Raw genomic sequence first — 15052 nt, 5'->3', positions numbered from 1 at the left:
GTGTGGGGTATTAGTTGAAATTTCCCTACCCCCTACCCCTAACACCCATAAAACAAACCCCCTAGGCATACGATAACTGTGGAACTTTGCTCTGGTAAAGCCTAGCTCCAACAAAAATCCATCCCTAGGGGGTTGCGAAAAAGAAGAAAAAGTGCTTAAGGAAAACCCCTCGAGTTGATGAAAGAGGCGGTCAGGGGTTAGAATTAGGGATAAGAATCTATATTGTCTTTTTGGTCGGTCTTGTCAAAACTAGCCCTTTTGACTGCCGATTTTTTTTATCCTTATCCCTACTCCGTAACCTATTTAAGCTTCTACTGGTTCTTCTGATTCCATTTGTTTGAGGTGGATGTGCTTGTAGCCAAGTTTGATTTCAAATTCATCGCCGGGCTGCAAGTTCATTTGTTCGGTATAGGTGGAACCGATGACGATTTGACCATTTTTGTGGACGCTAACCCGGAAAGTGGGTTCGCGGCCGCGGCCATCTTTAGTGCCTTCGGGATCGAGGGGAACCCCTTTTGCACCTAAAACAGCATCGTAAAAGTCGGTTAAATTGACCCGAACTTGGCCATCTTTACTTTGAGAGTAGTAACCACAACGTTTTGCCGTTTCGCGACGGGGTAAGTGGGATAACTCTTTGACTTTTTGTAGTAGAGCTTTCCCGGTTAGGGGAGTAGGAGAGATATCACTCATGGTACTTTTTAATGTCCCTTGATTTTTGACTGACTGTCAATTAAGTTTACACTGACAAATTGATCATACCAAAAATCTTGCCAAAAATGTCTAGAGGGGAATAATAAATTTTTTAAAACTGATGGTTCGGTGATGACAATCGTGCTAAGAAGACCCCAGACTAGGTAGTAAGTGTAAACCTTGTGGGGGAGAGGAAATTTTTGGTTAAGACTGTCGCAATTTTTGCTCGGGTGGGAGGAAAACAGGGGGGAGAAAGTAAGGAGATAAAATGGATCAAGCTATACCTAGCAAGGAATTGAGAAACTATACTTGTGGTTGGAGTTGGCAAAAAACTAATGCCCCAGAGCAGTAAATCCGGGGGGATTAAACTGTTTTCCATCGACTTCCCCATCTATGATTAGGTCTAGATACCCACCCCTTGGCTCAACCGACCGGGGAAAATCTTAAGGATTAATTACCATTACTAGCTCCCCTTTGGCCCGTTAACATCGATTATCCTGAGTATTAGGAGTCCCTCACCCCCGTGCCGAGTATGGAAGTTTATTTTAAAATTCTGCGTCAACGACCCAACGACACCCCCTACCTAGAAAATTTTACCCTAGAGGTGGAGGCGGGAAATACAATTCTCGACTGCCTTAATCGCATCAAATGGGAACTTGATGGAACTTTGGCCTTTCGCAAAAATTGCCGCAATACAATTTGTGGCAGCTGTGCGATGAAAATTAACGGTCGTTCGGCCTTGGCTTGTCAAAAAAATATCGCCGGTGAATTAAACCATTGTAGCCAAAAAGATGCCGGAGAAATTCCCGAAATCACGATCGCACCCCTGGGTAATTTACCGATTATCCGGGATTTAATCGTCAATATGCAACCGTTTTGGGACGATTTAGAAAAGGTTGAACCTTATATCAGTAGTCAAGCACGCACCATTCCCGAACGAGAATTTCTGCAAACTCCCGAAGAAAGAGCCAATCTCAATCAGATGGGTAACTGCATTATGTGCGGGGCCTGTTATTCGGAATGTAATGCCAAGCAAGTGAATCCCGATTTTGTCGGGCCCCATGCTTTAGCAAAAGCGCAGCGCACCCTAGCAGATTCCCGCGATGGTAATCAGGAAAGTCGCCTAGAACTTTATAACCAAGGCACCGCAGGGGTTTGGGGTTGTACCCGTTGCTATTTCTGTAATGCGGTTTGTCCCATGGAAGTGGCCCCCATGGATCAGATCGGTAAAATTAAACAGGAAATACTCGCTCGCAAGTCGGCCGATAGTAGTCGTCCCATTCGTCACCGGAAAGTTTTAGTGGAATTAGTCAAAGCAGGGGGATGGGTGGATGAACGCCAATTCGGCCTCTATGTGCTGGGCAATTATTGGCGCGATTTACAGGGTTTATTAAGTATTGCCCCCTTGGGATTGCGGATGATTGCTAAGGGTAAATTTCCCACTTCCTTTGAAGCTTCCGAGGGAACCGAGGAAGTGAGAGGTTTAATTACTGCCATTCAAAATTCTCGCTCTCGATAGTTAGAGTAATTCTGAGATGATTATGATCTATATTCTATTTGACTGGAGAACCCCTTATCATGTTCGATCGAGATAGTATCCGTGGTTTTTCTGCCCTAATCACCCTTGTGGGAGTCGCTTCTAGTTTGGGTTTTAGCTTCAACGCACCGGCTTTCTCCCAAGCTACCTCTAACAATTTATCCCTACTCTTAGCCCAAAAAAGCGAAAAGGTGCGCGTAGCGGTTTTAGACTTCGATTATAGCGGTCTGAGTAATCCCCAATGGTTAACATTTCTCAATGGTGGAGCCAGTGGTGTTAGTGATATTCTCGTCAATAGATTGGTGGAAAGTGGTCGCTATACAGTCATTGAGCGCAGTCGCATTGATGCTGTCCTCAGAGAACAAAATTTTGGAGCTTCGGGACGGGTAGATGCCGCTACCGCCGCTCAAATCGGGCAAATTTTGGGGGTGGACGTGGTGATTATCGGTTCGATTACCCAATTCGATTTACAAAAAAAACAATCCGGTGGCTCGTTTATTATTTTTAGCACCTCCAAGACAGAAACCGATGCTTTTGTCAAGTTGAATGTCCGGGCAATTAATACCACCACGGCCGAAATTATTACCACCGCTCAGGGAGATGGTAGTGCCAATCAATCCGATGGTTCAACCGTGGTTTTAGGGGTTGGGGGTGGTTCCCAAACCTCCAACGAAGGGAAATTACTCAGTATTGCCACCGATAAGGCAGTGGCGCAGGTGGTGGATAATCTGAACAATAAAGCCGACCAAATCGCCGCTACACCTCGCTCGCTCCCGACTGTCACCGCTTTAGTGGCTGCCGTGGCGGGAAATCAGGTAATTCTCAATAAAGGTACGGGAGAAGGATATCGTGTCGGTTTACGCATTTCCATCGAAAGGACGACTCAAACGGTCAAGGATCCCCAAACGGGTAAGGTTATTCGTCAGATTACTCAACCGATTGGCACTCTCGAAATTGTCGAAGCTGATGGTCAATCTAGCGTCGGCCGCATCATTACCGGTAATGGTTTTAAAATCGGTGATTTAGCTAAACCGATTCGTTAACCTGGAATTATGAATTATGAATTGGGGAGGTGGGGAAGTGGGAAGATCGGTAAACTTAAAACTCAAGTCTGATCACTGATAACTGATAACTGATAACTGATAACTGATAAGTGAACACTCACGAAAATTTGAAGTTATGTAAAGGGAACCCTGGGGTCAGGTAAGACAACCGATAGAATTTATAATCGGAATCCCTTGGATATTCCCTAGACCAGAGCGATTAACGAAAACTATCAAAAAATGGTACAAGATCAAAAACCCACGGTGATCATTACTGGGACAACTTCTGGAGTCGGTCTCTACGCCGCTAAATCCCTTGCTCAAAGAGGTTGGTTTGTGGTTATGGCCTGTCGGGATATCCCGAAAATGGAACAGGCGGCCAAGGAATTAAACATTCCCCGGGATAACTACTGTATTGAATTTATCGACCTCGGTTCCCTCGATAGCGTCCGGCGCTTCGTTAAAAATTTCCGGTCTTTGGGCAGATCTCTAACCGCTTTAGTCTGTAATGCCGCTATCTATCTGCCTTTGCTCAAAGAACCCTTAAGAAGTCCCGAAGGTTATGAATTGAGCATGGCCACCAATCATTTAGGTCATTTCCTGCTCTCGAATTTGCTCTTGGAAGATCTAAAAAATTCCCCTTCTCCCGACCGCCGTTTAGTCATTCTCGGCACTGTCACCCATAATCCCGATGAATTAGGCGGCAAAATTCCTCCTCGTCCCGATTTGGGCGATTTAGACGGGTTTGCCAAGGGTTTCAAAGAGCCGATTACTATGGCCGACGGTAAAAAATTTGAATCGGTCAAGGCCTACAAAGATAGTAAGGTGTGTAATGTTCTCACCATGCGGGAACTGCACAAACGCTATCACGAATCCACCGGAATCACTTTTACTTCCCTCTATCCGGGTTGTGTGGCCGATACACCCCTTTTCCGCAACCATTACCCCTTTTTCCAGCAGTTTTTCCCCTGGTTCCAGAAAAATATCACTGGTGGCTATGTTTCCCAAGAATTAGCCGGGGAAAGAGTCGCTATGGTGGTTGCTGACCCCGAATACCGTCAATCCGGTGCTTACTGGAGTTGGGGCAACCGTCAGAAAAAAGAGGGTAAATCCTTTGTTCAAAGGGTTTCTCCTCAAGCTCGCGACGATGAAAGAGGCGCAAAAATGTGGGAATACAGCGCTCAATTAGTCGGATTGGCCTAATTTCCGATTTTGAGCCTGAAAAAGGACACAAGGTAACTTGTGTCCTACCGAAGCGGGGAGCGCCGGAGCAGCAAGAAACAATCCATAACTGGGTTTTTAAAGTTGGATTGGCAGTTAATCATATTATTAAAAACGGATTTGGTATTATTCCGATTTTACCGCAAGCTTTGGCCAATCTTGACGGACAAGATTAGTGAACTTTCCTCAATGATCACTTGATCGGTAAAAATTTTTAAGTCAGAAAATTCAAAAATTGCTGGATGATAAAAGCATTAAACAAATCAATAAAAAATGCCCCCACCAAAGGAACAATAATAAATGCTTGGGGAGAAGCCCCAAAATTTTCCGTTACTGCTGTCATATTGGCGATCGCTGTGGGAGTTGCCCCTAGAGTTAAACCCAAATAACCGGCGCAAACTACTGAAGCATGATAGTTTTTTCCCATTAAGGGAAAGACCAGTAAAACAGTATAAATAATACTGAGTGAGAACTGCACTAATAACAGGATAGCAATCGGTCCAGCCAAATCAATCAATGTCCATAATTGTAAACTCATCAAGGACATAGATAGGAACAAACCGAGACTAACATCAGAAATTAAGGCTAAAGAGGGCGTATTAGCAGGCCAAGGAAAGCGTTTCAATAGCAAAGGTACGGTATTAGTCAGGATAATTCCTGCCAATAAACAGGTGACAAAATCTGGTAATTTTAAACCGAGGGGAGTTACCCAGTAGTTAATCTGAATACCCAAACCGATAGTTAAACCAATCACCAAGATCGAATGGAGCATCGTATTGTAATCGATATTAACATTCCTCTGGCTTTGTTTAATTCCCACCGTTAAATCTTGGTCTTGATTATTGGCTCGCAGTCGATTTCTAGTAATTAACCATTTAGCCACCGGTCCGCCAATAATTCCCCCTAAAACTAGCCCAAAAGTAGCACTAGCTACACCGATTTCTGATGCTTTGACGATGCCATAATTATCACGAAAAATAGGAGCCCAAGCAATGGCAGTCCCGTGACCCCCACTCAAAGAAACGGAACCAGCAATCAAACCGATGGGTAAATCTAATCCCATCACTTTTGCCACTCCTAGACCGGCTAAATTTTGTAGAATGAGATAAACCACGGCGGTTATTAATAAAATTAGCAAGGGTTTACCCCCTTGCAGCAGGGTTTTTAGTTTTGAGGACAGCCCGATAGTAGTAAAAAAAACGATTAACAGGGCATCCCGAACATTAAGGGTAAATTCGATTTGCCATTTAAAAACAGCAAAAAATAGACCGAAAAATAAGGAAGCTAAGACACCACCAGCAACGGCATCAGGAATGTTATAGTCTTGCAGAAATTTGATATTTTTGCTTAAATACTTACCGAGATAGAGGACTAGAATAGCAATAATAATTGTCTGGCGTTGGCTAAATTGGTAAATTTCCATTTTCTTAATCTTAGTTCTCCAAGATGGTTTACTTAGGGTTTGCTGAAAAAGGCCTAGGGTGGGGTCAGGCAGCAGTCAGGAGTTTCAGGCTTTGTTGCCCTCTTTTCGTACCAGTTTATGTACTACAAAAAGAATAATGCAAGGTTTTTGAAAGTCCCAATTCTATTTTCTGGCACTAACATCGGATTTTAACAGGTCAAAAGCCTTATTTTAAAAGAGTTTTACCATTATTCAGCAATCCCTAACTATTAATAAAAAAGGTTCTTCGGTTTGTCTTATGCAACGTACAGGGGTATAAGGAATGAAACTCTTATAGAGAAAGACATTTGGCGATTTTTGTCAATTGTTTTCGATCTAGAGCGAACTAATCAATTAAATCTCCTGCCAGATAAGAATTTAGTCGATTTATGCCACCCTATCGAACCATACTAGGTAACGAAGAACCATAAATTGCGCTATTTCACCGAGTCGGGTGAATTGGTTCCCACCCCTCAAGAGTCGGCCCGACAGGAAAGATTAGCCAAAGAACAGGAAAGATTAGCCAAAGAAAGAGAACAACAACGGGCGGAAAAATTAGCCCAAAAGCTGCGAGAATTGGGCATTAATCCCGATGAAATTGCTTAAATATCCGGTTGGGGGTGTTAGGGTGGAAACCACGGCGCAATTTTTCCTTAATTGCTAGGCATTAAGATGAGGAATCCGAAACTCTGATTCTAGCCTAGGAATCATGGCAAAATCTCCACACTGATGTTATAACAATGACCAAGGGCAACAATCTTCAAATATAATTAATGCCATGGTGCAAAAAATAGCTTTTTTTAATCATAAAGGTGGAGTCAGCAAAACTACAACCACTTTTAACCTTGGTTGGATGCTTGCTGAGAAGGGCAAAAGAGTAGACCTCTTGCAAAAGTCTTAAGTCGATCCTTGTACAGCAACATTTTTGAAGATTATCAACTACTAATAAATAATTAACTGAAAGTCCCTCCCATTATTGTTTCTATCGTTGGTTTTCGGATTTATGCAAGAGGTCTAGTAATTATTGTCGATACCGATCCCCAATGTAACTTAACTGGTATGGCTTTGGCTAAAGAAAGTGAAGATAGGGAGGAAAGACTACAAGCCATCTACAATACTTACTATAATATTAAAACAGCTTTAGCACCTGCTTTTGAGTCTCAACCGAGATTAATTGAAGCTGTGGACTGTATTCCTATTGATGGTCGTGATCGTTTATTTCTATTGCCCGGTCATGTGGGGTTAGCTGAATATGAAGTTACCCTAGGTATTGCTCAAGAACTTAGTGGGTCAATTCAGGCTTTAAAAAATCTCCCCGGTGCGATTACATATTTATTAGACAAAACTGCCGAAAGATTTGAAGCTGACTATATTTTAATCGATATGAGTCCCAGTTTGGGGTCAATCAATCAAAATATACTGATGACCAGCAACTTTTTTATTGTGCCAACCACGCCAGATTTTTTCTCGGTTATGGCTATCGATTCTTTAGCTAAAATATTGCCTAAGTGGCACCAATGGGCTAAGGCAGCTAGTGCTTTACCAATTCTCAAAACAGCCAACTATCCCTTTCCCGAAGTTGACCTACATTTTTTGGGAACTATTGTTCAGAAATATCGAATCATAGGTGGCCAAGAAACAAAAGCTTTTCAAAACTGGATTAACACAATCGAGAAAAATATTGGCGATAAAATGATTCCATCTCTAGAAAAAAATGGCATGATGCTACCGAAATTTATCTACGATCAGAATGGTGTACCGGCTTGCTGTACTTTAGTAAAAATTCCTAATTTTAATAGTCTTATTGCCTTATCTCAAGAGCATCAAACGCCCGTTTTTGCGCTAACTGCTGAACAATTGAAATCAGCTAAGTGGCAGGGTAAAGTGTTAGGTAAAGCCCAAGAAAAACGAGAGGACTTTAAAAAGATTTTTTCTGACTTAGCAGACAAAGTTATCGGTCTTACCTCCGAGATTTATGCAGTTAGCCATTGAACAATTTCGCCTTAGTCTTGCCCGCGTTCGTGACTTGATCGCTATCCACAATTCCCTCAAATCTCAGACTACTTCCGCCCTAGATGTATCGGATATCCTCAGAGCGGCTTTAGTCCTGACTGTGAGCGCTTTAGATTATTATATTCACGAAGTGGTTACTCTAGGAATGCTAGAAATTTATCGAGGCCAACGTTCAGAACCTTCTCCCACTCCTAACAGTTCTCAATCTGCCTTTTCTCGTTTTCAAGTCTCCTTGAATGGCGCACGACAAGAACGATTGATAGCTATTGGTATTGGCTCTTGGTTAGAGAACGAAATTCAACAAAACTACGGTTCTTTTTTTGATCAAGAATCTCGCTCAATTTCCGAGGTACTACCAATGATTGAAAATCTCTTCACCAACAAACTTAATAGTAATTATTGGCTAGAGACTGAAATTAGAGAAAACCTCAGATATAAAAGCTTTCAACAACCGGACAAGATAGCGGAGGCCATTAGATTAATTTCAGCCAAGAAATTGTGGGAAGAAGTGGCCAGCAAACTAAATAAACCAGCCAAAGATATTAAAAGCCAACTTAGCATAATTGTTGATCGAAGGAACAAAATCGCCCACGAAGCTGATATAGACCCGAGTTATGGCATTGGCAGTCGCTGGAATATCGATGAAAATCTCGTTAATGATGCCGTTACCTTTATAGAACAGCTTGTTGAAAATATCCATCAGGTACTTGAGGACATCCACTAGCCGAGAATTTCCCCGGCAGTCCAGCAATAAATACTTATGATTTCTCAGGGAATTATAACAATTATTAAATAATGTGTAGTTTTGTATACTGATGTCAAGAACTTAGCTACAATATCAAGTGGCGTAAGATATATAGAGATTAGCTTGTGAGTCGGAATCAAGACAGTCAAACTGACGGGAAACGAGAAGAAGCACAGTTCACTCCTTACAGTGCAGAAGCGATCGCTCAACAATACCGTTACAAACCTTGGCAATTGTTTGGTCGCGCTTTCGTGATTACTTGGTCTTTAGGATTATTTCTCCTCAGTCTCCTCTGGGACAAATGGACAAAGCAAGAAGAAGCCAATAAATACCAGCGTGCCAGCGAACTTAGGCAAATTCTCACCCGTTTGGGTCCCACCTTCATCAAAGTCGGTCAAGCTCTCTCTACCCGTCCCGACCTAGTTCGCAAAGACTTTTTAGACGAATTAGTTAAACTGCAAGACCAACTTCCCCCCTTCGATAACGATATCGCTTTTGCCCTTATCGAGACAGAATTGGGGATGCCTGTAGAAAAAGCCTATCGGGAAATATCCCCCACCCCTGTGGCTGCCGCTAGTTTAGGACAGGTTTACAAAGCGATTCTACCCACCGGCGAAGAAGTAGCCGTTAAAGTGCAAAGACCGGGGCTGCGGGCGCTTTTAAGCCTCGATTTATATCTAATGCGCTGGGCTGCTCAAAAATTCGGTCGTTTATTACCCCTCAATCTCGGCCATGACCTCACCTTGATTGTCGATGAATTCGGCACCAAACTGTTTGAGGAAATCGACTATCAAAACGAAGGTCGCAACGCTGAAAAATTCGCCACTAACTTCCAAAATAACCCCGAAGTTAAAGTTCCCAGTATCTACTGGCGTTATAGTGGTCGCCGCGTCCTCACCCTGGAATGGATTGATGGCTATAAACTCACCGATACCGAGAATATCAAAGCTTTAGGATTAGACCCCAATAATATCGTTAAAATCGGCGTCACCTCTGGATTACAGCAACTCCTCGAACACGGCTTTTTCCACGCTGATCCCCATCCAGGTAATCTTTTCGCCACTTTTGATGGTCGCATGGCCTATATCGATTTTGGCATGATGGACCAGTTAGAGGAGGAAACTAAAGAAACCCTCGCCAGTTGCGTCGTCGATTTAATTAACAAAGACTACGAAAACCTGGCCGCCAACTTTGTCAAACTGGGATTTTTAACCCCAGAAACGGATATAAAACCCATTATTCCGGCTCTAGAACGGGTTTTAGGCAATGCCATCGGTCAAAGGGTCGGTGACTTCAATTTCCGCACTATTACCGATGATTTCTCCGAATTGATGTACCAATATCCCTTCCGGATTCCCGCCAAATTCGCCCTGATTATTCGTTCCCTCGTCACCCAGGAAGGGGTGGCCCTCACCCTCGATCCTAACTTCAAAATCGTCCAAGTAGCCTATCCCTACGTCGCTAAACGTCTCCTGACCGGGGAATCGCCCCAACTGCGCCGGCGTTTATTGGATGTGCTGTTCAAAGATGGTAAATTCCAGTGGCAACGCCTAGAAAACATGATTACAATGGCTCGATCGGAAAGTAACTTCGATTTACTGCCCACAGCGCAATTAGGCATCACTTTTCTTCTCTCGGAAGAAGGTCGTTATCTGCGTCGTCAATTGCTATTAGCTTTGACGGAAGATGACCGTCTCCATACTGCCGAAGTGCAACGTCTCTGGGGTTTAATTCAAGGAGAATTGCAACCGCGACGACTCTTGGATGTGGCCATGAGCGCTTTTCGGGAATTATCGGCCCAAGGTGTGGCCGCTGTCCTTCCGGGAGAAACCAGTTCGCGTTAAAGTGTTTAAGGTCAACATCGGTTAATCACTTTTTCTATGGATTATTATTTTCTGCCCCAACCGCCCTATTTTCTGGTTGTTGCCGGTTTGTTTATCGGTATTACCTGCGGGGCCGCTTTTGAAGCTAGTCTCAAGCAAGTGGTTAACAATTGGTATAAAAACAAGGGTTCAGACGATCAAAATCTTTTAAAATCCAGTTCCTTACAAATTCCTTTTATTGGTATTTGTGTAGGAATCTGTCTTTTCCTTGCCTCGGGATTAGATATATTTATTCTCAATGGTTGGGTTGCCTACGCTATCTCTCTCCCGATGACTATCTTTATCGGTGGTTTGGTTTGGAGTCAGTTAGGGGAATTATTAGGCCAATTACAGCGCGGCGGTTCTAAAGAAATTGACCTCGATTATCGGGGATAATTAGGAGGCAGCAAATATTTAGGACTAAGATCATAGGTGTTAGCAGATAGGAAAGAGCAACTCCCCCACAACTAACACCAAAACCCTAGTTATACCCAATTTACCAGCTATTTTGGCCCGCAATTAGATGCAAAAACCTTTAGCATGGCATTGGCGATCGCTTCCCTTGCATCAGCGCACTGGTTCCGAGGTTTTTGCCTGCTTATTCGCCGAAGATGCGATCGCTACTTTACTAGAAAGTCCCTATCCGGGTAATTCCCTCTCCCGTTACTCTCTTTGTGCTGGTTCCCCGCGTCAGCTTTGGACCCCCGCACTGGGCGAAATTTTGCCCTTTTTAAGCAGTTTACTCCCCCAAACTCGATCGGATGTGCTTCCCGATCATCTTCCCTTCCATGGCGGTTGGTTGGGGTGGTTAGGCTACGATTTAGCTTGGGAAATAGAAAAATTACCCGACAGGAAAGCTGATACTCTCCCTTTTCCCGTCGCTTATTGGTATGAACCAGATAGTTTTGCCCTTCTCGATCACCAAGCACAAATTCTCTGGTTAGCTGCCACTAAACCCGAAGATTTAGATAAATACGAACAATCTTTAACCACTAACCCCGATTTTGAGTTCATCGAGCCTCATCCCTCTCCCTTAATCTTTTATACTTCTCAACTCGACTACGAAAAAGCTGTTAAAAAAGCCTTAGATTATATCAGAAAAGGCGATATTTTTCAAGCAAATTTATCCCTAAGATTTCAAAGCACAACTAAGGCAAAAGGATGGCAAATTTATCGCAGTTTACAACAGATTAACCCTTCTCCTTTTGCCAGTTATTGGCGCACACCTTGGGGCGAAATGATTAGTTGTTCTCCCGAAAGATTGGTAAAATTAGAAAGAGGAATAGCCAGCACTAGACCGATCGCTGGAACCCGTCCCCGGGGTAAAACCGAGGCACTCGATCGACAATTGGCCGAGGAACTATTAACTAATAAAAAAGAGCGGGCCGAGCATATTATGCTAGTGGATCTAGAACGTAATGATCTAGGTAGAGTTTGTGAATGGGGATCGGTTTATGTTGATGAATTACTGACGATCGAGCGTTATAGTCACGTTATGCACTTGGTCAGTAATGTTCAAGGAAAATTAGATAAAAAGTATCATGCTATTGATTTAATTAAGGCTCTTTTCCCTGGGGGAACAATTACCGGTTGTCCGAAAGTTCGTTGTCTAGAAATTATCGAAGAATTGGAACCGATGCGACGCAATTTATTCTATGGTTCCTGTGGCTATATTGACCTACGGGGTCATTTAGATTTGAATATTCTCATCCGTACCCTATTAATGACTACTCAAGGGAATTTAAACACCGTTTGGGGACAAGTGGGAGCGGGAATAGTTGCCGATAGCGATCCCGAAAAAGAATGGTTAGAATCCCTTCATAAAGCTGAAGCACAATTAATCGCTTTACGTTCTTTTTAATTTTTGATTTCAACAAACTAACCTATTGTTGCATCTTGCATGAGTGCCTTTTGCATGAGTGCCTATCCTAACCAAGAAATTAATTTGGCACGACTACTTACTTTTTACCTTATCTGCTATTTTGTAGGATAGCTTCCGATCTTGAACCCTATTCATGAATCAAATTTCTATCGCTGTTACTTTTTTTCTTAGTTTAGTCTTGACCTCGCTTCCCTTTTTACTTTTGGGGGCAGCCGTTTCCAGTTTTTTGCTGGTTTTCGTCAATAAACAGCGATTAGCGGCGATATTTCCCCGTAATCGACTGTTAGGAGCGATCGTTGGCAGTACAATCGGATTAATCTTACCCGTCGGACAATACGGCACGATTCCCGTCGCTAGAAGATTCTTATTAGAGGGAGTACCCCCAGGGGTGGTGTTTAGCTTTCTCACCGCTGCACCTACCCTAAATATCGTCACTCTTTGGCTAACTTGGCAGACTTTCACCTATTCTAGTGTTTTCTTCTATCGATCGCTTTCGGTGTGGTTAATGGCAATTTTTATCGGCACTCTCTTTAGTTTCTATCGGGAAAAACCCCGCACCGATAGTGAAATTCCCCTAGAATCGAGTTTAGTTCTTTCTGGTAGTTTTTTACCGGAGGAAGCAGCCAGTCAACCCCTGCAAAGAGTCGGCAGTCTTGTTTATGAGTATAAAACTAGAGATAGGCAAGCTTGGCCAATTTCTGTGCAGTTATTTCTCGATAACTTTATCGATGAAGCACTGGAATTAGGGGGATTATTAATTATTGGCTGTGCCATCGCTAGTATCTTTCAGTTATTATTACCTCAGAGTCAATTAATTGCCTGGGGGAATACTCCCGCTACTCAAATTCTCGTGCAGTTGTTTTTTGGTTTCACTCTCGCTGTTAATGCCAGTCTTAGCACTTTTGTCCCCGGTTCTTTAATTACTAATCTGTCCGTGGGTTCCACTCTAGCTTTTTTACTGGTCGCTTCCCTCATTGATATTAAAGCTTTTATCCTCCTCCTATCAGCTTTCCGTCCTAAAATCGTCCTTTATTTCGGAATTTTATGCCTGTTAATGACTTTTTTAGTGGCTCTGATCCTCAGTTTTTATCTAGGTTGAATTCCTTCCGGGTCAGAAAAATTTTCTCTTGACAAAAGCCCCTTGACATGATATTATATTCATAGTGGAAAATCCGTGCGCCTACAAGCCCTATTTTCCCAAGCATTTAAACTCTAACTCATCCTGATTCTGCTTGCCGGAGTTGTTTAGTTGTTTTTGAACGGGTTTCGGAATAATAACTCTGTAGTTCACGCTTGAGTTGCCTCATATTCTTCGAGGGTTAGATAGTCTCCTGCTTGATAAGCTGATTCAGAAGCGATTATGTTAGCTTGCTCTTCTTCTGTAATTTCTATTGCAGTATGTCGTTCTTTGATAAAGAGCAAAAAGTCAAGTAATTCAGTCAAAAGGGTGTCAGGTGTCTGCTCGATTTCTTTAATTAGTTGTTCTTTGAGTGTCATAGCTTTATCAGTCATCAGTCATCAGTTATCAGTTATCAGTGATTAATTCAATCATAGTCGATGATTGGTGGTGCGTTACGACGGATTGTTAGCTTGAAGTTAAAACAGAAATTTTTGCCGTCTAACGTACCCTACATTATCTGGATGTTGTCAAATTTTCTCTTGACAAAAGCCCCTTGACATGATATTATATTCATAATGGAAAAGCCGTGCGCCTACAAGCCCTATTTTCCCAAGCATTTAAACTCTAACTCATCTTAATTCTGCCTGCCGGAGTTGCGACAACATAGTTTTATAGTTCTCCATAATTGTTTGGCTATCGGGATGATTTTTCCCTAATACTTGGGTAGCAATCTTAATCGCTTCTAGATAGAGAGGTTCTGCTTCTGTGTACCTGCCTTGGTAACAGTACAATGCTGCTAAATTGTTGAGGGAACTTGCCACAGAGGGATGATTGTCTCCCAAGAGTCGTTTATACAAATCTAATGCTTCTAGAAGGAGAGGTTCCGCTTCTGTGTACCTGCCTTGGGAACGGTACAATGCTGCTAAATTGTTGAGGGAAGTTCCCACATCGGGATGATTGTCTCCTAAGAGTCGTTTTCTCAAATCTAATGCTTGTAGATAGAGAGGTTCTGCTTCTGTGTACCTGCCTTGGTATTGGTACAAGTATGCTAAATTGTTGAGGGAACTTGCCACAGAGGGATGATTGTCTCCTAAGAGTCGTTTATACAAATCTAATGCTTCTAGAAAGAGAGGTTCTGCTTCTGTGTACCTGCCTTGAGAATAGTACAAGAGTGCTAAATTGTTGAGGGAAGTTGCCACAGAGGGATGATTGTCTCCTAATAGTCGTTTATACAAATCTAATGCTTCTAGAAAGAGAGGTTCTGCTTCTGTGTACCTGCCTTGAGAATAGTACAAGAGTGCTAAATTGTTGAGGGAAGTTGCCACAGAGGGATGATTGTCTCCTAATAGTCGTTTTTTCAAATCTAATGCTTCTAGATAGAGAGGTTCCGCTTCTGTGTACCTGCCTTGAGAATAGTACAATAGTGCTAAATTGTTGAGGGAAGTTGCCACATCGAGATGATTTTCTCCTAAGCGGGTTCGAGTTGCGGTTAAACAAT

13 protein-coding genes and 3 pseudogenes are annotated in these 15052 nt (G+C 42.7%); 12 read left to right on the top strand and 4 right to left on the bottom strand.

Features of this window, described 5'->3' with window-relative positions; all coding sequences use genetic code 11:
• Window positions 1–303: 303 nt before the first annotated feature.
• Window positions 304–690 (bottom strand): AbrB family transcriptional regulator, encoded by a 387-nt coding sequence (locus tag ACOCD9_RS15940; RefSeq protein ID WP_002782369.1) that lies wholly within the window; start codon window positions 688–690, stop codon window positions 304–306.
• Between the two features lie 532 nt (window positions 691–1222).
• On the opposite strand from ACOCD9_RS15940, the gene ACOCD9_RS15935 reads away from it, so the two are divergent.
• From ACOCD9_RS15935 to ACOCD9_RS15920, 4 genes are all read left to right on the top strand, one after another.
• On the top strand, window positions 1223–2209 hold the full coding sequence (locus ACOCD9_RS15935) for a succinate dehydrogenase/fumarate reductase iron-sulfur subunit (protein WP_287701012.1): 987 nt from the start codon (window positions 1223–1225) through the stop codon (window positions 2207–2209).
• A gap of 59 nt (window positions 2210–2268) precedes the next feature.
• On the top strand, window positions 2269–3270 hold the full coding sequence (locus tag ACOCD9_RS15930; RefSeq protein WP_287701014.1) for a CsgG/HfaB family protein: 1002 nt from the start codon (window positions 2269–2271) through the stop codon (window positions 3268–3270).
• A 240-nt stretch (window positions 3271–3510) separates the two neighbouring features.
• Window positions 3511–4473: a protochlorophyllide reductase gene (locus tag ACOCD9_RS15925; RefSeq protein ID WP_419547937.1), complete on the top strand. Its 963-nt coding sequence runs from the start codon at window positions 3511–3513 to the stop codon at window positions 4471–4473.
• A complete protein-coding gene (locus ACOCD9_RS15920; protein ID WP_287701018.1) occupies window positions 4437–4667 on the top strand; it encodes a hypothetical protein in 231 nt (76 codons plus the stop codon). Before ACOCD9_RS15925 ends, ACOCD9_RS15920 begins: the two co-directional genes overlap by 37 nt.
• A gap of 38 nt (window positions 4668–4705) precedes the next feature.
• Here the strand turns inward: ACOCD9_RS15920 and gltS are convergent, their stop codons facing one another.
• A complete protein-coding gene (gene gltS / locus ACOCD9_RS15915) occupies window positions 4706–5914 on the bottom strand; it encodes a sodium/glutamate symporter (RefSeq protein ID WP_419547936.1) in 1209 nt (402 codons plus the stop codon).
• A gap of 444 nt (window positions 5915–6358) precedes the next feature.
• On the opposite strand from gltS, the pseudogene ACOCD9_RS15910 reads away from it, so the two are divergent.
• From ACOCD9_RS15910 to ACOCD9_RS15875, 8 genes and pseudogenes are all read left to right on the top strand, one after another.
• A pseudogene (locus ACOCD9_RS15910) lies at window positions 6359–6538 on the top strand (Uma2 family endonuclease); the annotation flags it as partial.
• A 172-nt stretch (window positions 6539–6710) separates the two neighbouring features.
• Window positions 6711–6809: pseudogene (locus ACOCD9_RS15905) on the top strand (ParA family protein); the annotation flags it as partial.
• 140 nt (window positions 6810–6949) lie between these two features.
• Window positions 6950–7924 (top strand): annotated as a pseudogene (locus tag ACOCD9_RS15900) (ParA family protein); the annotation flags it as partial.
• The gene (locus ACOCD9_RS15895) at window positions 7908–8669 is read left to right on the top strand and encodes a HEPN domain-containing protein (protein WP_419547935.1); all 762 of its coding nucleotides are present in this window, start codon (window positions 7908–7910) and stop codon (window positions 8667–8669) included. The pseudogene ACOCD9_RS15900 and the gene ACOCD9_RS15895, both read left to right, overlap by 17 nt.
• A 146-nt stretch (window positions 8670–8815) precedes the next feature.
• Entirely contained in the window at window positions 8816–10534 is a 1719-nt protein-coding gene (locus tag ACOCD9_RS15890) for an ABC1 kinase family protein (protein WP_419547934.1), read from the top strand.
• Window positions 10535–10570: 36 nt separating this feature from the next.
• The gene (locus ACOCD9_RS15885; RefSeq protein ID WP_002801269.1) at window positions 10571–10948 is read left to right on the top strand and encodes a hypothetical protein; all 378 of its coding nucleotides are present in this window, start codon (window positions 10571–10573) and stop codon (window positions 10946–10948) included.
• A 127-nt stretch (window positions 10949–11075) separates the two neighbouring features.
• The gene (locus ACOCD9_RS15880) at window positions 11076–12413 is read left to right on the top strand and encodes an anthranilate synthase component I (protein WP_419547933.1); all 1338 of its coding nucleotides are present in this window, start codon (window positions 11076–11078) and stop codon (window positions 12411–12413) included.
• A 154-nt stretch (window positions 12414–12567) separates the two neighbouring features.
• Window positions 12568–13533 carry a permease gene (locus ACOCD9_RS15875; RefSeq protein WP_419547932.1) on the top strand — a complete coding sequence of 322 codons (966 nt, stop codon included), beginning with the start codon at window positions 12568–12570 and terminating at the stop codon, window positions 13531–13533.
• 188 nt (window positions 13534–13721) lie between these two features.
• On the opposite strand, the gene ACOCD9_RS15870 is transcribed toward ACOCD9_RS15875, so the two are convergent.
• A complete protein-coding gene (locus ACOCD9_RS15870) occupies window positions 13722–13931 on the bottom strand; it encodes a hypothetical protein (protein ID WP_002760925.1) in 210 nt (69 codons plus the stop codon).
• A 252-nt stretch (window positions 13932–14183) separates the two neighbouring features.
• A partial coding sequence (locus ACOCD9_RS15865; RefSeq protein WP_419547931.1) for a tetratricopeptide repeat protein occupies window positions 14184–15052 on the bottom strand: 869 nt, incomplete at its 5' end.

Origin of the sequence: Microcystis sp., from assembly GCF_048564745.1 — a bacterium.
GTDB classification, from domain to species: domain Bacteria; phylum Cyanobacteriota; class Cyanobacteriia; order Cyanobacteriales; family Microcystaceae; genus Microcystis; species Microcystis ichthyoblabe_A.
This window is presented reverse-complemented; position numbering and strand designations above follow the sequence as displayed.